This window comes from Caulobacter sp. FG7, assembly GCF_057808875.1.
The window spans coordinates 1-18,625 of the sequence record NZ_JBMDIW010000050.1 but is presented as its reverse complement, the minus strand read 5'-3'; the positions used below and the strand labels follow the sequence as shown (position 1 = coordinate 18,625).

Here is an 18,625-nt window from a genome sequence, read left to right as displayed (position 1 = left end):
GAGCAGCCGGCTGTTAACCGGCTGGTCGTAGGTTCGAATCCTACCCGCGGAGCCACTCTCCTTCGTTCGCGAAGGTTTCGTCGCCGGTGAAGAGATCATGGCATTCGATCTCGTTGCTTGAGTTCTCGGCGCGCCGGTTTCAGGCGACCAGAAGCTTCTGAAGTTCCCGATAGTACGTCTCGGTATATTGATGCTGGCGATCCAGCGCCTCCAGCATCCCGGGGCGGGTGAACACCTCGGCGGGAATCGTCACGCCCTTGCGGCCGTGCCGCACGCACAGGCCGTCGGCGATCAATGCGCCGACATGGCGGCGCACCGTCTCGGCCGGCATGGCCAGCGAGTCGGCGACCTGAACGACCGTGATCGGCCTGCGCTGGGCGTCCTTGGCCAGTTCATCCTTGGCGTCGAAGCCGGCGTTGGGGCGGATGTGGGCCACATTGGCCACCCAGATGGTCGTGAAGACGATGGCCCGCACCGGATCGTCCTGGTGCAGGCTCTTGGCCACGTCCAGCGAGCGCAGGAAGTAGCCCGCCGATAGGCGGATGACCGCGCGCCGAACATCCGTGCTCATGCCTGCCCCCAGAGAAAGCCGCTCGGTGCAGGCTGAGGCCGAGTCGTCTCTGTGAGAAAATTCACCATGTCCCCATTTTGGGGACAGTGTGCTTTTCGTGGAGGCGCCGCGCCGCGATTTGCGCCATACGGGCCGCCGATTCAGGGGAAAGCGGACGCGGGGGGCGCGTTGGGGCATGAGTGAAATCGAAGCCAGATTGCGAGAAGCGGCGGCCGCCGTCGGCGTGGCCGAGCGGATCGAGGCGCTGCTTAAGAGCGTCGAGGAAGCCATCGAGGCCTACCCGGACGACGCCGACCCGCGTTACCTGACCCGGCTGATCGACCAGCGCACGGCCTTGCTGGAGCCCGATCTGCCGCTGATCGCGCGCATCGCCGTGCAGCTTTGCGAGAACGACGCCTCGCGCGCCGCCGTGCTCGGTCCGCCGCTCGCCACCGCCGCCACCGTCTGCCCGCTGATGAAGCCGGCGGTGAACCAGTTGCGCCGCCTGCTCGGCGAGACGGCCTGAGTCGGGCGAATCCTCGGCGTGATTGGATGCACGGGCCTGATTGCCTTCCGGCGAGGCCCGGACCTATAAGCCTCTCGAACTGCTGTCCGAGGAAGTCCATGAGCTCCGATTTCGCGGCTGCCCGCCTGAATATGGTGGAAAGCCAGATCCGCACCGCCGACGTGACCGACCTGCCGTTGCAGGACGCCCTGCGGGTGGTTCCGCGCGAGAACCTCGTGCCCGCCGGCAAGGCCTATCTGGCCTATGCCGACGCCGAGGTCGAATACGCTCCGGGCCGCACCCTGATGCGCCCGCGCGACATCGGCAAGCTGCTGCAGAACCTCAAGCCGCGCGCCGGCGAGAAGGCCCTGGCCATCGCCGCGCCTTACGCCGCCGTGGTGCTCGAGACCATGGGTCTGCAGGTCACCCGTCTCGATGGCGACGACCTGACCGCCGTCCAGGGCGGCGAGTACGACGTCATCGTCTGCGAGGGCGCCGTGCCGAAGGCTCCCGCGTCCTGGACCGGCGCCCTGGCCCTGAACGGCCGCCTGGGCGTCGTCGAGCGTGAAGGCCCGGTTGGTCGCGCCGCGATCTACGCCCGCGCCGAGGACGGCCTGGCCCGTCGCGCCGCCTTTGATTCGACCCCGTCGCTTCTGGCCGGTTTCCCGGTCGAGGCCGGCTTCGCGTTCTAGTCTTTTGAGAAAATGGGCGTTCGGGTGCTGAACCCGCCCGGACGCCTCACTTAAGCCCTTGAAACCCGGGCTGCTGCCCAGGGTTGGGTATTTCATCCAAGCTTGGCCGGGCTTAGTCTGGCGCCTTCGGTGACAAGCGCGCAAAGTCCGCGTGAAAAAAGCTTAACTAGCGATGGTCCACGGTGGGCCTTACAGCGCTTGGGTGTAAAGCGCGGACTTCGCGTGTGTTGGGGAATGAGGGATGTCGAAGAGCCGTCGGGCCGGTTTGCTGGCCGCTGCTTGCTGCATGGGTTTTCTGGCCTCGGCGGCTAGCGCCGAGACGCTGACCGACGCGGTCGCCCTGGCCTACCAGACCAATCCCACCATCCAGCAGCAGCGCGCGGTGCAGCGCGCCGCGGACGAGGGCGTGGTCCAGGCCAAGACCGGTTTCAGGCCCACCGTGGGCCTGGATGGCTCGATCTCGGGATCGCGCACCGACCTGGCTCACCCCCGCACGACCCTGGTCGGCGGCCAGGTGGTCACGGGCGCCGACACCACCAAGTCCGCTTCCAGCAACGCCACGCTTTCGCTGAGCCAGCCGCTCTACACCGGCGGCCAGGCGAGCGCCCGGCTGTCGGCCGCCGAAGCCGACGTGCTGGCCGGTCGCGAAGACCTGCGCAGTGTGGAGCAGGGCGTGCTGACCAACGTCATCACCGCCTATGTCGATGTCCGCCGCGGCCAGGAAAGCCTGCGCATCGCCCAGGAGAACGTCAGCGTCCTGACCCGTCAGCTGGACGAGTCGAACGCCCGCTTCGAGGTCGGCGAGATCACCCGCACCGACGTCGCCCAGTCCCAGGCCCGCCTGGCCGCCGCCAAGGCCAGCCTGTCGTCGGCCCAGGCCACGCTGGCCGTCGCCCGCGCCAACTACGCCCAGGTCGTCGGCCAGAACCCGACCGATCTGGCGCCCGAGCCGTCGCTGGCCGAGCTGCTGCCGGCTTCGGTCGAGCAAGCCTTCGACGCCGCCGAGGCCAACAACCCGACGGTCCAGGCCGCCCGCTACAGCGAACGCGCCGCCTCGGCCCGTGTCGCCCAGGCCAAGTCGGCCTACCTGCCCACCGTCTCGGCCGGCGCCAGCCTCGGCTACTCGGCCAACGAGGTGAACGGCGAATACAAGCAGTTCGGCGAGTACGACCGCGCCATCAGCGGTTCGGTCACCGCCCGCGTGCCGTTGTTCACCGGCGGCCTCAACGCCTCGAACGTCCGCGCCGCTAAGGAGCGCGAGAACGCCGCCCGCATCGCCGTCGAGGGCGCCAAGCGCACCGTCGTCCAGCAGGTCTCGGCCGCCTGGAGCACGCTCCTGGCCGCCCGCGCCAACCTCGTCTCCAACGAGGAGCAGGTGAGGGCGACCAAGATCGCCTTCGAGGGCGTGCGCCAGGAACAGCAGGTCGGCCTGCGCACCACGCTGGACGTGCTGAACGCCCAGCAGGAGCTGCGCGCCGCCGAGCTGGCCCTCGTCACCGCCCGTCGCGACGAATATGTCGCCAGCGCCGGCGTCCTGCAGGCCATGGGCGCGTTGGACGTCGCCAAGCTGGCCCCCAGCGTCGAGCGCTACGATCCCAAGAGCTCGTACGATCGCGTGGTCAATTCGGGCTGGGTGCCGTGGGAGCCGCTGGTGCGGACCCTCGACAAGGTCGCCTCGCCGGCGATCGAGACCTCGTCCGGCGGCAAGTAATCCCGTCCAACTTCAGGACGAATCAACGCGGCGCGAATCCTTGGCTTGCTTAAGCCGTGCAAGTCTGCACCATCGGCGGCACGCGTCTTGCGAGAGGCGCAAGGATTCGTAGCCCCTTCAAGACGGCCCAGCCCACATGTCCGACCAGAGCTCCCAAGAACCGACGATGGAGGAGATCCTCGCCTCGATCAGGCGGATCATCTCCGAAGACGACGCTCCGGCCGCCGAAGCGGCGCCGCCGCCCGCGCCCGAGCCGGTTCTCGAGCCCGAGCCGGTGATCGAGGACGACGTCCTCGAACTGACCGATCCGATCGAGCCGCCGGCTCCGGTCGAGACGCTCGGCGACCTCGACCTCTACACCCCCGAGCCCGAGCCGGAGCCGGCCTATGAGCCGCCGCCCCCGCCGCCGGAGCCGGCCTATACCCCGCCGCCGGTGTTCAACCGCGACGAAGTGGCCGAGACCCTGGTCGGCGACCACGCCGCCGGCCTGGCCGCCAGCGCCTTCGGCAGCCTGAGTTCGGCTCTGCTGATGCCGGCCAACGGCCGCACGCTCGAAGACGTCGTCCGTGAACTGCTGCGCCCGCTGCTGAAAGAGTGGCTGGACACCAACCTGCCGCGCATCGTCGAGAACAAGGTCGAGGAAGAGGTCCACCGGATCTCGCGCGGCCGCGGCGTATGACATCGGCGTCGCTCCGCTGCTGAGCGGAGTGCGACGCCCGGACTTTGAGAAGGCGGTCGCGTTCGCGGCCGCCTTTTCCCGTTCAAAATCCCCGATAATCCCGTCGCCCGGTTTCGCCGGGCGGCCGCAGATGGCATATCCCCTCCGCCATGCTTGAAAAGACCTTCGATCCCAAAGCCGTCGAACCGCGCCTGTACGAAGCCTGGGAGGCCTCCGGGGCCTTCAAGCCGTCCGAGGATCCGAACGCCGAGCCGTTCGTCATCGTGATCCCGCCGCCGAACGTGACGGGCTCCCTGCACATCGGCCACGCGCTGAACAACACGCTGCAGGACGTGCTGACCCGCTTCCACCGCATGCGCGGCAAGGCCGCCCTGTGGCTGCCGGGCACCGACCACGCCGGCATCGCCACCCAGATGGTGGTCGAGCGCCAGCTGGCCGCCGCCGGCAACATCGGCCGCCGCGACATGGGCCGCGAGGCCTTCGTCGAGAAGGTCTGGGAGTGGAAGTCCGAGAGCGGCGGGGCGATCACCAACCAGCTGCGCCGGCTCGGGGCCTCGTGCGACTGGTCGCGCGAGCGCTTCACCCTCGACGACGGCCTGTCGGCCGCCGTCCGCAAGGTCTTCGTCCAGCTGCACAAGCAGGGCCTGCTCTATCGCGACAAGCGCCTCGTCAACTGGGACCCGCAGTTCCAGACCGCCATCTCCGACCTTGAGGTGGAGCAGAAGGAGGTCGACGGCGCCTACTGGCACTTCGCCTATCCGCTGGCCGACGGCGTCACCTACCAGCACCCCGTCGAGTTCGACGACGAGGGCAAGCCGACCCAATATGAGACGCGCGACTACATCGTCGTGGCCACCACCCGTCCCGAAACGATGCTGGGCGACACCGGCGTGGCCGTCCATCCGACCGACGAGCGCTACAAGGACCTGGTCGGCAAGGACGTCGTCCTGCCGATCGTCGGCCGCCGCATCCCGATCGTCGCCGACGACTACGCCGACCCGACCAAGGGTTCGGGCGCGGTGAAGATCACCCCGGCCCACGACTTCAACGACTTCCAGGTCGGCAAGCGCGCCGGCCTGCCGTCGATCAACATCCTGACCCCGGAAGCCAAGCTCAACGACGCCGTCCCGGCCGAGTATCAGGGCATGGACCGCTTCGCCGCGCGCAAGGCCATCGTCGCCCGCGCCGAGGAGGAGGGCTGGCTGAAGGAGATCGAAAAGACCAAGCACATGGTCCCGCACGGTGACCGTTCGGGCGTGGTCATCGAGCCCTACCTGACCGACCAGTGGTACGTCGACGCCTACACCCTGGCCCAGCCGGCGCTGAAGGCGGTCGAGAACGGCGACACCGTCTTCGAGCCCAGGCACTGGGAAAAGACCTACTTCGAATGGCTGCGCAACATCGAGCCCTGGTGCGTCTCGCGCCAGCTTTGGTGGGGCCACCGCATCCCGGCCTGGTTCGGCCCGGAGGGCTCGATCTTCGTCGAGGAGAGCGAAGAGGCCGCCTACGCCGCCGCTCGCGCGCAGTTCGGCGCCGACGTCCAGCTGACGCAGGACGAAGACGTCCTCGACACCTGGTTCAGCTCGGCCCTGTGGCCGTTCTCGACCCTCGGCTGGCCCGAAAAGACCCCGGACGTCGCCCGCTTCTATCCGACCAGCACCCTGGTCACTGGCTTCGACATCATCTTCTTCTGGGTCGCCCGGATGATGATGATGGGCATCCACTTCATGGACAAGGTTCCGTTCAAGCAGGTGTTCATCAACGCGCTCGTCCGTGACGAGAAGGGCGCCAAGATGAGCAAGTCCAAGGGCAACGTCATCGATCCGCTCGCCCTGATCGACGAGCTGGGCTGCGACGCCGTGCGCTTCACCCTGACGGCGATGTCGGGCCAGGCGCGCGACATCAAGCTGTCGAAGCAACGCATTGAAGGCTATCGCAACTTCGGCACCAAGCTGTGGAACGCGACGCGCTTCGCTCAGATGAACGGCTGCGTCCGTGTCGAGGGCTTCGACCCGGCGAGCGTCTCCCAGCCGCTCAACAAGTGGATCCGCGGCGAGGTCGTCAAGACGCTCGGCGAGGTCACCAAGGCCTTCGAGGCCCCGGCCTTCGACGAAGGCGCCAGCGCGCTCTACCGCTTCATCTGGAACGTGTTCTGCGACTGGTACCTGGAGCTGGCCAAGCCGGTGCTCAACGGCGAGGACGAGGCCGCCAAGGCCGAGACCCGCGCCATGACCGCCTGGGTGCTCGACCAGATCCTGATCTTGCTGCACCCGGTGATGCCGTTCATCACCGAGGAGCTGTGGGACAAGACGGCCGAGGAGGGCGGTCCGGCCCGCGACGCCATGTTGATCTCAACCCGCTGGCCGGAAATGCCGGAAAGCTGGATCGACGCCGAGGCCGCCGCCGAGATCGGCTGGCTGGTCGACACCGTCGGCGAGATCCGCTCGCTGCGCGCCGAGATGAACGTGCCGCCGTCGGCCAAGCCGGCCCTGGCCGTGGTCGGGGCGGGCGAGGGCACCCTTGGCCGCCTGGAGCGCCAGCGCGACCTGCTGGTCAGCCTGGCCCGCCTGGGCGAGATCTCCATCGCCGAGGCCGCGCCGGCCGGCACGGCCCCGGTGGTGATGGGTGAAGCTACGGGCGCCCTGGGTGTCGCCGAGTTCATCGACGTCGCCGCAGAGAAGGCCCGACTGACCAAGGAAATCGCCGGCCACGTGTCGGAGATCGAAAAGACCGGCAAGAAGCTCGGCAACCCCGACTTCCTGGCCCGCGCCAAGCCCGAGGTCGTCGACGAAAACCGCGAACGCCTGGCCGAGGCCGAAGCGGCGAAAGCCAAGCTGGAAGCGGCGCTCGGTCGTCTCGCGGCGATGGGGTGAGATCCAAGATCCTCCCCCTGAAGGGGGAGGTGGCCGCGAAGCGGTCGGAGGGGGAAGTGTCAGCGACGGCAGGGTCTTCCCCCTCCGTCGCCTGACGGCGACACCTCCCCCTTCAGGGGGAGGATCTCTCCCAACTAAACATTGTTCCCCTATCGTCCAAACGACCGTTTACATCGGTCGCTTCCCCGTGCTTACTCGACGGAAACGCGCCGCTTGAACGAGCGCGATCGACACCGGGAGAGTAACGAATGACCCAGGCCGCTCACGCGCCCAACCCCGTTCCATGGCCGGCCATGTCGGTGAAACAGGCCTACGCCCTGATCACCGCCCCGGGATCTGCCGGCGAGATGGAGGAGGTGGTCATCCGCGGCGTGCCGACGCGGACCTGGAAGAACCTCCCGCCCACCCTGCGCCACACCCTGCAGGTCGGCCGCACCCACGGCGACAAGATCTATCTGGTCCACGAGGACGAACGGGTCAGCTTCGAGGCCTTCTACCGCGCCGTGACGGCCTTCGCCGCCGAGCTGGAGGCCAAGGGCGTCAAGAAGGGCGACCGGGTAGCGCTTATCATGCGCAACCTGCCCGAATGGCCGGTGGCCTTCTATGCGGGCCTGTCGATCGGCGCGATCCTCACCCCGCTGAACGCCTGGTGGACCGGGCCCGAGCTGGAATACGGCCTGACCGACTCCGGCGCCTCGGTGGCGGTGATGGACGTCGAGCGCTTCGAGCGCCTGGCCGAGCATTTCGACAACTGCCCCGAGCTCAAGCGCGTCTACGTCTCGCGCAGCAAGGAAGACATCGCCCATCCGTACGTCACGCGCCTGGAAAGCGTGATCGGCTGTCCCAACGACTGGATCAAGCTGGAGGAGCGGCCGCTCTCGACCGTCGAGCTGGGCCCGGAAGACGACGCGACGATCTTCTACACCTCGGGCACGACCGGAAAGCCCAAGGGCGCCCTGGCCACCCATCGCGCGGTCAACAGCAACATCTTCGCCGCCGCCGCCGCTTCGGCCCGCAGCTTCCTGCGCCGCGGCGAAGCGCCGCCCCAGCCCGATCCTAGCCTGCCGCAGAAGGGCGCCCTGATCTCGGTGCCGTTCTTCCACGCCACCGGCTGCTTCGCGGTGATGAACCCCTCGCTGTTCGGCGGGGCCAAGATGGCCATGATCCGCAAGTGGGATCCCGAAAAGGCCATGCAGCTGATCCAGGACGAGAGGCTGACCCAGATGGGCGGCGTGCCCACCATCGCCTGGCAGATCATCGAGCACCCCAGCCGCGACAAGTACGACCTGTCGTCGCTGGAAGCCGTGGCCTATGGCGGCGCGCCCTCGGCCCCGGAACTGGTGCGCAAGATCAAGGAGATCTGGCCCAAATCCGCGCCCGGCAACGGCTGGGGCATGACCGAGACCTCGGCCACCGCCACCTCGAACTCGGCCGAAGACTACGAGAACCGCCCCGAAAGCTGCGGCCCGGCCGTGCCGGTCACCGACCTGAAGATCATGACCCTGGAAGCCCCCTACGAGGAGCTGCCGATCGGCTCGGTGGGTGAACTGTGGTGCAAGGGGCCGCAGGTGGTGAAGGGCTACTGGAACAAGCCCGAGGCCACGGCCCAGACCTTCATCGACGGCTGGGTGCGCACCGGCGATCTGGCGCGCCTCGACGAAGAGGGCTTCTGCTACATCATCGACCGGGCCAAGGACATGCTGATCCGCGGCGGCGAGAACATCTACTGCATCGAGGTCGAGAACGTCCTCTACGACCATCCGGCGGTGATGGACGCGGCCCTGGTGGGCGTCGAGCACAAGACCCTGGGCGAAGAACCCGCCGCGGTCGTGACCCTGAAACCCGGCGCGAGCGCCACCGAAGACGAACTGCGCGCCTTCGTCGCCGACCGCCTGGCGGCCTTCAAGGTGCCGGTGAAGGTGATCTTCTGGCCCGAGACCCTGCCTCGCAACGCTAACGGCAAGATCCTGAAGACCGAACTGAAGAAGGTCTTCGTGACGGGCTAGAGATCCTCCCTCTGAAGGGGGAGGTGGCCCGAAGGGCCGGAGGGGGAAGTTCCTGACTCAGCAGCGACCGCCACCTTCGCAATCACTTCCCCCTCAGTCGCTCCGCGACAGCTCCCCCTTCAGGGGAGCATCCTGAACGGCGGCCTTGCCCGCTGATCGCCTCAGAATCCTTGACATAAACGCCCCCGCATGCGCCTTTCCGCGCCTTGCAAATCAACGCGTTTCGAAGCCTTTCATGACCACGATGCACGCCTATCGCACCCATAACTGCGGCGCTCTTCGGGCCAGCGACACCAACGCCAATGTGCGTCTGTCGGGCTGGATCCACCGCAAGCGCGACCACGGCGGCCTGGTCTTCATCGACCTGCGCGACCACTACGGCCTGACCCAGCTGGTGCTGCACCCCGAGACCCCGGGCTTCGCCATCGTCGAGCGTCTGCGCGCCGAGAGCGTGATCCGCGTCGACGGCGTGGTCATCGCCCGTGACGCCGCCGTGGTGAACGCCAACCTGCCGACCGGCGAGATCGAGATCCGCGTCACCGACGTGGAAGTGCTGTCGACCGCCGACGAGCTGCCGCTGCCGGTCTTCGGCGAGCCGGACTATCCGGAAGAAATCCGCCTCAAGCACCGCTATCTCGACCTGCGCCGCGAGACCCTGCACAAGAACATCGTGCTGCGCTCGCGCGTGATCCAGTCGATCCGCAACCGCATGTTCGCGCAAGGCTTCAACGAGTTCCAGACGCCGATCCTGACGGCGTCGTCGCCGGAAGGCGCGCGCGACTTCCTGGTGCCCTCGCGCCTGCATCCGGAGAAGTTCTACGCCCTGCCGCAGGCGCCCCAGCAGTTCAAGCAGCTGCTGATGGTCTCGGGCTTCGACCGCTACTTCCAGATCGCCCCGTGCTTCCGTGACGAGGACCTGCGCGCCGACCGTTCGCTGGAGTTCTACCAGCTCGACGTCGAGATGAGCTTCGTGACGCAAGAGGACGTGTTCGCGGCCATCGAGCCGGTCATGCACGGCGTCTTTGAGGAGTTCTCGAACGGCAAGCCGGTCTCGCCGATCAGCGACACCCACACCTTCACCAACGATTTCGGCGCGACGCTCGAGCACAAGGGCTTCGAGCGCCTGACCTACGCCCAGTCGATGGCCTGGTACGGCAGCGACAAGCCGGACCTGCGCAACCCGATCAAGATGGCCGACGTCTCCGAGCACTTCCGTGACGGCGGTTTCGGCCTGTTCGCCAAGATCCTCGGCGCGGACGCCAAGAACGCCATCTGGGCCATCCCGGCTCCGACCGGCGGTTCGCGCGCCTTCTGCGACCGCATGAACAGCTGGGCCCAGGGCGAAGGCCAGCCGGGTCTCGGCTATGTGTTCTGGTCGGAAGACCAGGGCGGCTGGGGCGGCCCGATCGCCAAGAACCTGGGTGAGCCCACCCAGGTGCTGATGGAAAGCCTGGGCCTGGGCGCCGGCGACGCCGCCTTCTTCGTGGCCGGCGATCCGGCCGTGTTCGCCAAGTTCGCAGGCCTGGCCCGCACCCGCGTCGGCACGGAGCTGAAGCTGGTCGCCGAAGAGCAGTTCAAGTTCTGCTGGATCGTCGACTTCCCGATGTTCGAGTGGAACGAGGACGAGAAGCGCGTCGACTTCTCGCACAACCCGTTCTCGATGCCGCAAGGCGGCCTGGAAGCCCTGGAAGGCCAGGATCCCCTGACCATCCGCGCCTACCAGTATGACATCGTCTGCAACGGCTACGAGCTGTGCTCGGGCGCGATCCGGAACCACAAGCCCGAGATCATGCTGAAGGCCTTCGAGATCGCCGGCTACGGCCCCGAAGTGGTCGAGGAGCAGTTCGGCGGCATGCTGAACGCCTTCCGTTTCGGCGCCCCGCCGCACGGTGGCCTGGCCCCCGGCATCGACCGGATCGTCATGCTGCTGGCCGAGCAGGTCGCCATCCGCGAGGTCATCGCCTTCCCGCTGAACCAGCAGGGCCAGGACCTCTTGATGAACGCCCCGGCCAACGTCCTCGACAAGCAGCTCAAGGAACTGCACATCCGCACGGCTCCGCCGATCAAGGTGTAAGGATCCGGCGGCAATCGCCTGAAAGACAAAGCCCTCCGGCCGCTCGGCTCGGAGGGCTTTTTCGTGTTATGGTGCCGCTGTCGGGGGTGCGCCCTGGGAGGGTTTCCCGATGTTCAGGACCGCGCTTGCTTTGTGCCTCTGCCTGTCGGCCGCGACGGGCGCCTATGCTGCCTCTCCGCCGACCATGGCGGACCAGAAAGTCATCGACAGCGCCATGTCGGCCGCGCCGCCGGCATTGGCCAAGGACGCGGCGATCATGACCTTCGCCGCCGACGGCTCGATGCGCCACCTGCGCGACGGGACCAATGGCTACACCTGCATGCCCGACATTCCGACCACGCCCGGCGTCGACCCGATGTGCGCCGACGCCAACGCCTTGGAATGGGCCATGGCCATGTTCGGCCGCAAGCCGCCGCCGGAAGGCAAGCCGGGCTTCATCTACATGCTGAAGGGCGGCTCGGATCCCAGTAACCTGGATCCCTATGCCGCCAAGCCGATGGACGGCCACGACTGGGTCACTACCGGCCCGCACGTCATGGTCGTCGGCGCGCCGGGCATGCTGGCCGGCTATCCCGGCGGCGCGCGTCCGGACACCTCAAAGCCCTACGTCATGTTCCCCGACACGCCTTACGCGCACCTGATGCTGCCGGTGCACTGAGGCTTTCGGATCAGCGGCAGCGGGGGATCGACAGGCCGCGGGGCAGGGTCGTCGACGGATCGCCGCAGGCCCGGTTCAGCTGGGCCTGGGTGAGGCCGCTCGCGCGGTCCATCTCGGCCCCCGAGAAGTTGACGCCCGAGAGGTTGGCGCCGGCGAAGCTCGCGCCTTCCAGATAGGCGCCGACAAAGGTCGCGTTGGTCAGGTCGGCCTTGGCGAAGCTGGCGCCGCCGAACACGCCGCCATAGGCGTTGACGTCGCGCAGGTCGCCGCCGGTGAAGCGCGTGCGGCCCATCACCGCCAGCGACAGGTCGGCCTGGCGCAGCCGGGCGCCGGACAGGTTCTTGGCGCGCAGGGTCAGGCCCGACAGGTCGGCTTGGAACAGGTTGCAGCGCGGGCAGTCGGCGCCGCGACGCACGCCGGCGATCTGGCCGGCGTTCTGCGCCATGGCGGGACCGGCCAGAGCCAGGGTCGACAGCGCGGCGGCGGCGAGGAGGGCCAGCGGTTTCATTTCGGCACGCGTCCTTGGCGATGGAAAGGGCGGGATACGGGACTCGCCGCGATCACAGCAAGTCCCGCGCCGGAAACTCAGCCGCGCGGCGAGGGCCGTTCGGCCTGGCCGTTGCAGCTTTCGCAGACCACCAGGCCGCCCTTGCGGCTGAGGGCCACGTCGCCGCAGGCCGGGCAGATGTCGGCCTGGTCGGCGGGCGCGCCGGCCTTGGCCGCGTCGTCCTTGCGGCGGCCAAAGGCGGCGAAGACCAGATTGTCGGGCGTGGCGCCGCGCGAGAAGCCCTTCGAGATGAATTTCGAAGCGGGCAGCGGCGCGGGCTCCTCGGCCTCGTCCTCGACATCCGCGGACTTGCCTCGCCCCAGGCCGTCGGCGTTGAACTCCTGCGGGTCGCCGTTGGCCAGGTCGTCGCGGCCCAGATACGACACGCCGAGTTCGCGGAAGATGTAGTCGAGGATCGAGGTCGCCGACTTGATCGAGTCGTTGCCTGTCACCGGACCGGCCGGCTCGAACTTGGTGAAGACGTAGGCGTCGACGAATTCGTCCAGCGGCACGCCGTACTGCAGGCCGATAGAGATCGCGATGGCGAAGTTGTTCATCAGGCTGCGGAAGGCGGCGCCTTCCTTGTGCATGTCGATGAAGATCTCGCCGACCTCGCCGTCCTCGTACTCGCCGGTGTGCAGATAGACCTTGTGGCCGCCGACGGCCGCCTTCTGGATGTAGCCCTTGCGGCGGTCGGGCAGCTTGCGGCGCTCGCGCTGGCGCTCGACCACCTTCTCCACCACGCGCTCGGTGACGATCGGTTCTGGCGGCCTGGCCCGAGACGTCTCAGCGGGCGCTTCGGGCAGGTCGAGGGCGAAGTCGGCGGGCGCCGGAGCGCGCGACAGCTTCAGGGCGCGGACGCCGGCGCGGGCGGCCGAGGCTTGCAGTCGCAGCAGGTCGGCCGGACGGGCGTCGAACGCCGCGACCAGGGCCAGCGGCTGTGGCGTGCAGGCAAAGGCCTCGACGGCGGCGGTGAAGACGATGCGATCGGCCAGGACCGGCGCCTCGAAGGCGCGGAGCAGGTCTCTGGTTTCGACGGGCAAGGCCGGAGAATCGAACAGCCGGCCGGTTCCGACGGCATGGGCCTGGGCCTCGGCGATAGCGTCCGGGGCGAAGCCGGCGAAGGTCAGGGTGTCGAAAGCCGGATCAGCCAGGGCTTCGCGGGAAGCGCCCAGCACGTCGCCGATGAAGTCGGCGCCGACGACCGCCGGGGCGAAGGCGGCGCGCAGGTCGCCGCTGGCTCGCAGGGCGGCCTCGGCCAGGGTGATCTCGTGGCCGGTGAAGCCGACGGCCGCCAGGGCGCGATGATCGAGGCCTGGGGCCTCTTCCAGCGAGCCGGTTCCCAGCGCGTGCACCCGCACCGCGTCCAGGTCGACATCGATCGACCGCAGGACGGCCTGGGCGGCGGCCGAAAGCTGGGGCACGGCGACGCCGTCGCTGGTCTCAGAGGCCTGGACCAGGCTCCAATTGGCGTCGAGGCCGGGACGAGCGCCCAGGCGCAGGGCGGTCTCGGCGTCCTCGAAGGCGGCCACGACGCCCGTTCCGCGCAGGCCGTGGGCCTGGACGGCGGCGAGGGCGGCCTTCAGCGCCGCGGCGGCTTCCGCCGCCAAAGGCCCACCCAGCGTCGCGGCGGTCGTCGCGCGCTTGGCCAGGTCGGCGATGATCCGGTCGGCCTCGGCCTTGTAGCTCTCGGCGGCCCCAAGCGCTTGCGCGACCAAGGCTGAGGCGGCCAGCGCCTCGCCGGCGGCCAGCGCCCACAGCGCGGCGGCAGCGTCGCGTCCCGCATCGTCGGCGGGCGACAGGCCCTGGGCCAGCAGCCAGTCGCCGACGCCGGCCAGGCCGAGCGTGACGCCGCGGTCCGCAGGACGTTCGAGCTCGAGGGCGACGGTCCAGAGGCGCAGCGCGTGGCGGAACGAGGCGATGTCGAAGCCGTCCGCGCCGAGGAAGGCGGCGACGTTGACGGCCGCGCGGGCGCTGGCGCCGGCGGCCAGGGCTTCGGCGTCGGCGGGCGACAGGGCCAGCACGACGTCCCCGGTCTCCCAGCTGGCGCGGGCGGCGAGGGCGGCGAACTCGTCGCCGGCCGCCACGTCGGCCGGTTCGGCCAGCGCCAGCAGCGGCGCGATCGGCGTCGGCTGGGGGGAGGCGGCGGAAAAGGCCGGAGCGCCAGCCGAGGCCACGGCGTCGGCGATGCTGGCGTCGCTGGCGCCGGCGGCGCGCGCCTTCTGGGCGGCGCGGGCCAGGGCGACATTGCGGGCGGGGTCCGAGCAGGCGCGGGCGTCGCCCTCGCAGCGCAGCACCGCGTCGGAAACCGCCATCAGGGCGGCTTCCAGCTGGGCGGCGGCCTCGCGGGCCAGGCGATCGGCGCGGGCGCGGCCCACGTGCTCGGCGGCGGCGGCGCGGAACTCGATTGCGGAAACGTGCAGCGGCGAGGGCAGGGTGGGCGCCGGGCCGGCGGGCGCGGCATAGCCGGCCAGCATGCTGTCGACCAGGTCGGCGGCGAAGGCGCGGGCGTCGGCTTCTGAGGCGAAGAGACCGGCTTCGCGGCCAGCCTTGGTCAGCCGGGCGGCATGCCGCTCCAGCGCGCCGTCGAGGGGGCTTTCGGGATCGGAGACGCCCGGTGCGGCCCAGTCGAGCCACGCCTCGACGCGGGCGTCAGGCCAGCCCAGCGGCGCAAGGATTTCGACGAAGCGGTCGGGCCGCTCGATCTCGCGCAGGTCGGATTCCGGCGCGTGTCCGGCGAAGAGTCGTTCAAAGCGCATGGGCCGATTCCGCGGCGGGTGCTTCGTCATAGTGTCAACCCTAAACCGGAGGTCGGTAACCATCAATAGATGTTGGGTCTGTGGGGCATGCTGTCCACAACATCTTGAAGCGCGGTTCGGCGACGGCTTGGCTGGACGCTGAGGGCGCGGCGACCTATAGTCCGCCCGCTTCGCGCCGCGCTTTTTCGGTCGCGAAGGCCTTTGCTAGATTGGGTGCCGCGCAGTGCTGAAAGCGATCTTCACGTGGTGGAACGGGGTGACCATCGGTCAGCGTTTCCACATTTCCCGCCGGGGCGTGTTCGTTGGTCAAGACGAGTTCGGCAACCGCTACTTCGAGGCCCGCGACAACAAGGACAGCTACGACGACCGCAAGCGTCGTTGGGTGATCTACAACGGTTACGCCGAAGCCTCGAAGGTTCCGCCGGACTGGAGCGGCTGGCTGCACTACACGTTCGACGAGCTGCCCACCCAGGCGCCGCTGCCGCGTCGTGCGTGGGAGAAGGACCACCTGCCGAACCTGACCGGCACCGTCCACGCCTGGCGTCCGAAGGGCGCCATCGGCCGTGGCGGCGAGCGCGCCGTCGCCACCAGCGACTACCAGTCCTGGTCGCCGGAATAAGATGAGCTTCAAGCGGCGCAGCCTGCAGGGCGCGGCGATCCTGGTCGCCGCGGTTCCGTTCGCCGTCGGCGCCGCCTGGGCGCTGCAGGCCGCTCCGCAACAGGCGCGGCCCGCGCAGCAGGCTCCGGCCGCCGCGACGCCGCCCTCGGCTCAGCCCGCGCCGGTCGCCCCGGCGCCCAAGCCCGTTCAGCAGCCGGCGCCGTCCAACGCCGCGCCGCCGCCGGCCGCCGATCCCGTTCCCGCCAAGCCGGTCGCCACCGCGCCGGCAAAGCCCGCCGAGCCCGCCAAGCGCGGCCGCTATGGCGTGGCCATCATCCAGGCGCTGGACAAGGTCACGACAGAGACCATGCGGTTCGAGGTCCCGGTGGGGCAGCCGATCCGCTACAAGACCCTGGTCTTCACGGCCCGGGCCTGCGAAGTCACGGCCGCCGACGAACTGGCGCCCGACCAGATCGCCTACCTGACCATCGACACCCAGCCCAAGGCCCTGCCGGGCCGCGCCGCGCCGGCCGGTCGTCAGGTTTTCAAGGGATGGATGTACGCCAGCTCCCCGGGCCTGAACCCGCTCGAGCACCCGGTCTATGACGCCTGGCTGATCGCCTGCAAGACGTCGGCCCCGGTCGCCGCGGGTCCCAGCAAGTAGAAATCCGACTCGGCCGTCAGGGCCTTGGCGAGTCGGCGCTTGTAGTCGGCGCGCGAGATCTCGACCGTGCCGAACTGCGCCAGGTGGTCGGTGATGAACTGGGTGTCGAGCAGCTTGTAGCCGCCGACGTTCAGGCGGCCGACCAGGTGCACCAGCGCCACCTTGCTGGCGTCGCGGGCGGTCGAGAACATGCTCTCGCCGAAGAAGGCGCTGCCTAGCGAGACGCCGTAGAGCCCGCCCACCAGTTCGCCGTCCTTCCAGCACTCGACGCTATGGGCGCGGCCGGCGGCGTAGAGCATGCCGTACATCTTCTGGATCGGAGCGTTGATCCAGGTCTCCAGGCGACCCGGACGGGAGGAGGCGCAGGCCTCGACCACGGAGTCGAAGGCGGTGTCGACGCGCACCTCGAAGGGTTCGGACCGCACGGTGCGCGCCAGGCGCCTGGGGATGTGCATGGCGTCGAGCGGCAGGACGCCGCGCCATTGCGGATCGATGAGGAAGAGGCGTTCGTCATGGCGCGCGTCGGCCATGGGGAAGACGCCGCGTTCGTAGCAGGCGACGAGATCGTCGAGGCCGAAGGCGTCGTCCATGCGCGTCAGTGGGTTCCGATCGTCTCAGTCGGCCCCGGATCGCTCCGGGGCCGACCAAGATAAGGCCTTAGCCCTGCGACTTGATCCAGCGTTCCAGCCAGTGGATGTCGTAGTCGCCGGCCAGGATGTCGGGCTGAACCAGGAGGTCCTGGAACAGCGGGATCGTGGTCTCGACGCCGCCGACGACCATTTCGCCCAGGCAGCGCTTCAGGCGCGCGATGCACTCGGCGCGGTCGCGACCGTGGACGATCAGCTTGCCGATCAGGCTGTCGTAGTACGGCGGGATCGCGTAGCCGGTGTAGATCGCCGAATCCAGGCGCACGCCCAGGCCGCCCGGCGCGTGGAAGTCCGTCACCGTGCCCGGCGAGGGCGTGAAGGTGCGGGCGTTCTCGGCGTTGATGCGGCATTCGATGGCGTGGCCCTCGAACACGACGTCTTCCTGGGTGAACGACAGCGGCAGGCCCGCAGCGATGCGGATCTGCTCGCGCACCAGGTCGATGCCGGTGATGGCTTCGGTGACCGGGTGCTCCACCTGCAGGCGGGTGTTCATCTCGATGAAGAAGAACTCGTCGTTCTCCCACAGGAACTCGATGGTGCCGACGCCGAGGTAGCCGATGGCTTTCACGGCATCGACGACGACCTTGCCGATCTTGGCGCGACCCTCGGCCGACAGGGCGGGCGAGGGGGCTTCTTCCAGCACCTTCTGGTGACGGCGCTGCAGCGAGCAGTCGCGTTCGCCCAGATGCACCACGTTGCCGTGGCTGTCGGCGATGACCTGCAGCTCGATGTGGCGCGGCTTCTGGAGGTAGCGCTCCATGTAGACCGTGTCGTCGCCGAAGGCGGCGCGGGCCTCGGCGCGGGCGGTCGAGACGGCTTCGGCCAGGTCCTCACGGGTCTGGGCGACCTTCATGCCGCGACCGCCGCCGCCGGCGGCGGCCTTGATCAGCACCGGGAAGCCGATCTTGTCGGCGGCCGCGAAGGCCTCTTCCTCGGTCGACACGCCGCCGTCCGAACCCGGAACGACCGGAATGCCGGCGTCCTTCACGGCCTGCTTGGCGGTGATCTTGTCGCCCATCATCCGGATGTGCTCGGGCTTCGGGCCGATGAAGGTGAAGCCGTGCGCGCCGACGATCTCGGCGAAGCGGGCGTTCTCCGACAGGAAGCCGTAGCCCGGGTGGATCCCTTGCGCGCCGGTGATCTCGGCCGCGGCGATGATCGACGGGATGTTGAGGTAGCTCTTGGCGGCCGGGGCGGGGCCGATGCAGACGCTTTCGTCGGCCAGGCGCACCCACATCGAGTTGCGGTCGGCCTCGGAGTGGACCGCCACGGTGGCGATGCCCATTTCCTTGCAGGCGCGGTGAACCCGGAGCGCGATCTCGCCCCGGTTCGCGATGAGGATCTTGTCGAACATCGCGCTTACTCGATGATGACCAGGGGCTCGCCGAACTCGACCGGCTGGGCGTCGCTGATGAGGATCTCGACGACCTTGCCGCCCTTGGGCGCGGCGATCGGGTTCATGGTCTTCATGGCTTCGACGATCAGCAGGGTCTGGCCGGCCGAAACCGTGTCGCCGACCTTGATGAAGGCGTCGGCGCCGGGCTGCGGCGAGAGGTAGGCGGTGCCGACCATCGGCGACTTCACGGCGTCGCCACGGACGGCGGCCGGGGCGGCGGCGGCGGCGGGAGCCTCGGCGGCGGGCGCGGCGGCCGGAGCCGGGGC

16 protein-coding genes are annotated in these 18,625 nt (G+C 68.9%); 10 read left to right on the top strand and 6 right to left on the bottom strand.

Translation table 11 applies throughout. The annotated features are described in order from the left end of the window. Positions 1-139: 139 nt before the first annotated feature. Positions 140-571: a hypothetical protein gene (locus ACODR1_RS24180; protein WP_488882717.1), complete on the bottom strand. Its 432-nt coding sequence runs from the start codon at positions 569-571 to the stop codon at positions 140-142. 175 nt (positions 572-746) lie between these two features. On the opposite strand from ACODR1_RS24180, the gene ACODR1_RS24175 reads away from it, so the two are divergent. From ACODR1_RS24175 to ACODR1_RS24140, 8 genes are all read left to right on the top strand, one after another. Next, on the top strand, positions 747-1,076 hold the full coding sequence (locus ACODR1_RS24175) for a hypothetical protein (protein ID WP_133149210.1): 330 nt from the start codon (positions 747-749) through the stop codon (positions 1,074-1,076). 98 nt (positions 1,077-1,174) lie between these two features. After that, complete coding sequence (locus ACODR1_RS24170; RefSeq protein WP_488882716.1) at positions 1,175-1,747, top strand: protein-L-isoaspartate O-methyltransferase family protein; 573 nt, start codon at positions 1,175-1,177, stop codon at positions 1,745-1,747. Between the two features lie 241 nt (positions 1,748-1,988). Then, entirely contained in the window at positions 1,989-3,458 is a 1,470-nt protein-coding gene (locus ACODR1_RS24165; protein ID WP_488882715.1) for a TolC family outer membrane protein, read from the top strand. 136 nt (positions 3,459-3,594) lie between these two features. Beyond that, positions 3,595-4,137 carry a pole-organizing protein PopZ gene (gene popZ / locus ACODR1_RS24160; RefSeq protein ID WP_488882714.1) on the top strand — a complete coding sequence of 181 codons (543 nt, stop codon included), beginning with the start codon at positions 3,595-3,597 and terminating at the stop codon, positions 4,135-4,137. Positions 4,138-4,286: 149 nt separating this feature from the next. Continuing rightward, positions 4,287-7,010, top strand: coding sequence for a valine--tRNA ligase (locus ACODR1_RS24155; protein ID WP_488882713.1), 2,724 nt, complete (start codon positions 4,287-4,289; stop codon positions 7,008-7,010). A gap of 248 nt (positions 7,011-7,258) precedes the next feature. Then, complete coding sequence (locus tag ACODR1_RS24150) at positions 7,259-9,016, top strand: class I adenylate-forming enzyme family protein (RefSeq protein ID WP_488882712.1); 1,758 nt, start codon at positions 7,259-7,261, stop codon at positions 9,014-9,016. Positions 9,017-9,251: 235 nt separating this feature from the next. After that, positions 9,252-11,090 (top strand): aspartate--tRNA ligase, encoded by a 1,839-nt coding sequence (gene aspS / locus ACODR1_RS24145; RefSeq protein ID WP_488882711.1) that lies wholly within the window; start codon positions 9,252-9,254, stop codon positions 11,088-11,090. 109 nt (positions 11,091-11,199) lie between these two features. Beyond that, a complete protein-coding gene (locus tag ACODR1_RS24140) occupies positions 11,200-11,748 on the top strand; it encodes a hypothetical protein (protein ID WP_488882710.1) in 549 nt (182 codons plus the stop codon). Positions 11,749-11,758: 10 nt separating this feature from the next. Here the strand turns inward: ACODR1_RS24140 and ACODR1_RS24135 are convergent, their stop codons facing one another. Then, positions 11,759-12,256: a pentapeptide repeat-containing protein gene (locus ACODR1_RS24135; protein WP_488882709.1), complete on the bottom strand. Its 498-nt coding sequence runs from the start codon at positions 12,254-12,256 to the stop codon at positions 11,759-11,761. A 77-nt stretch (positions 12,257-12,333) separates the two neighbouring features. Then, positions 12,334-15,054, bottom strand: coding sequence for a TSCPD domain-containing protein (locus tag ACODR1_RS24130; protein ID WP_488882708.1), 2,721 nt, complete (start codon positions 15,052-15,054; stop codon positions 12,334-12,336). A gap of 223 nt (positions 15,055-15,277) precedes the next feature. Here ACODR1_RS24130 and ACODR1_RS24125 point away from each other — a divergent pair, with 223 nt between their 5' ends. After that, positions 15,278-15,673, top strand: coding sequence for an NADH:ubiquinone oxidoreductase subunit NDUFA12 (locus ACODR1_RS24125; protein ID WP_488882707.1), 396 nt, complete (start codon positions 15,278-15,280; stop codon positions 15,671-15,673). 1 nt (position 15,674) lies between these two features. After that, entirely contained in the window at positions 15,675-16,316 is a 642-nt protein-coding gene (locus tag ACODR1_RS24120; protein WP_488882706.1) for a DUF2155 domain-containing protein, read from the top strand. On the opposite strand, the gene aat is transcribed toward ACODR1_RS24120, so the two are convergent. The 3 genes from aat to accB form a co-directional block, all read right to left on the bottom strand. Then, on the bottom strand, positions 16,253-16,906 hold the full coding sequence (aat, locus tag ACODR1_RS24115) for a leucyl/phenylalanyl-tRNA--protein transferase (protein ID WP_488882705.1): 654 nt from the start codon (positions 16,904-16,906) through the stop codon (positions 16,253-16,255). The two genes, ACODR1_RS24120 and aat, sit on opposite strands and share 64 nt — an antisense overlap. Before the next feature lie 67 nt (positions 16,907-16,973). Further along, positions 16,974-18,317 carry an acetyl-CoA carboxylase biotin carboxylase subunit gene (accC, locus tag ACODR1_RS24110; protein WP_488882704.1) on the bottom strand — a complete coding sequence of 448 codons (1,344 nt, stop codon included), beginning with the start codon at positions 18,315-18,317 and terminating at the stop codon, positions 16,974-16,976. Between the two features lie 5 nt (positions 18,318-18,322). Beyond that, positions 18,323-18,625: acetyl-CoA carboxylase biotin carboxyl carrier protein (accB, locus tag ACODR1_RS24105; protein WP_488882703.1), on the bottom strand; the 303-nt coding region annotated here is incomplete at its 5' end.

What these genes read in the sequence shown, in the direction of transcription:
- aspS (WP_488882711.1), top strand. Translation starts at nt 9,252, where the DNA reads ATGACCACGATGCACGCCTATCGCACCCATAACTGCGGCGCTCTTCGG.
- ACODR1_RS24165 (WP_488882715.1), top strand. Translation starts at nt 1,989, where the DNA reads ATGTCGAAGAGCCGTCGGGCCGGTTTGCTGGCCGCTGCTTGCTGCATG.
- popZ (WP_488882714.1), top strand. Translation starts at nt 3,595, where the DNA reads ATGTCCGACCAGAGCTCCCAAGAACCGACGATGGAGGAGATCCTCGCC.
- ACODR1_RS24155 (WP_488882713.1), top strand. Translation starts at nt 4,287, where the DNA reads ATGCTTGAAAAGACCTTCGATCCCAAAGCCGTCGAACCGCGCCTGTAC.
- ACODR1_RS24170 (WP_488882716.1), top strand. Translation starts at nt 1,175, where the DNA reads ATGAGCTCCGATTTCGCGGCTGCCCGCCTGAATATGGTGGAAAGCCAG.
- ACODR1_RS24130 (WP_488882708.1), bottom strand. Translation starts at nt 15,054, where the DNA reads ATGCGCTTTGAACGACTCTTCGCCGGACACGCGCCGGAATCCGACCTG.
- ACODR1_RS24175 (WP_133149210.1), top strand. Translation starts at nt 747, where the DNA reads ATGAGTGAAATCGAAGCCAGATTGCGAGAAGCGGCGGCCGCCGTCGGC.
- ACODR1_RS24150 (WP_488882712.1), top strand. Translation starts at nt 7,259, where the DNA reads ATGACCCAGGCCGCTCACGCGCCCAACCCCGTTCCATGGCCGGCCATG.
- ACODR1_RS24135 (WP_488882709.1), bottom strand. Translation starts at nt 12,256, where the DNA reads ATGAAACCGCTGGCCCTCCTCGCCGCCGCCGCGCTGTCGACCCTGGCT.
- ACODR1_RS24180 (WP_488882717.1), bottom strand. Translation starts at nt 571, where the DNA reads ATGAGCACGGATGTTCGGCGCGCGGTCATCCGCCTATCGGCGGGCTAC.
- ACODR1_RS24120 (WP_488882706.1), top strand. Translation starts at nt 15,675, where the DNA reads ATGAGCTTCAAGCGGCGCAGCCTGCAGGGCGCGGCGATCCTGGTCGCC.
- accC (WP_488882704.1), bottom strand. Translation starts at nt 18,317, where the DNA reads ATGTTCGACAAGATCCTCATCGCGAACCGGGGCGAGATCGCGCTCCGG.
- ACODR1_RS24140 (WP_488882710.1), top strand. Translation starts at nt 11,200, where the DNA reads ATGTTCAGGACCGCGCTTGCTTTGTGCCTCTGCCTGTCGGCCGCGACG.
- aat (WP_488882705.1), bottom strand. Translation starts at nt 16,906, where the DNA reads ATGGACGACGCCTTCGGCCTCGACGATCTCGTCGCCTGCTACGAACGC.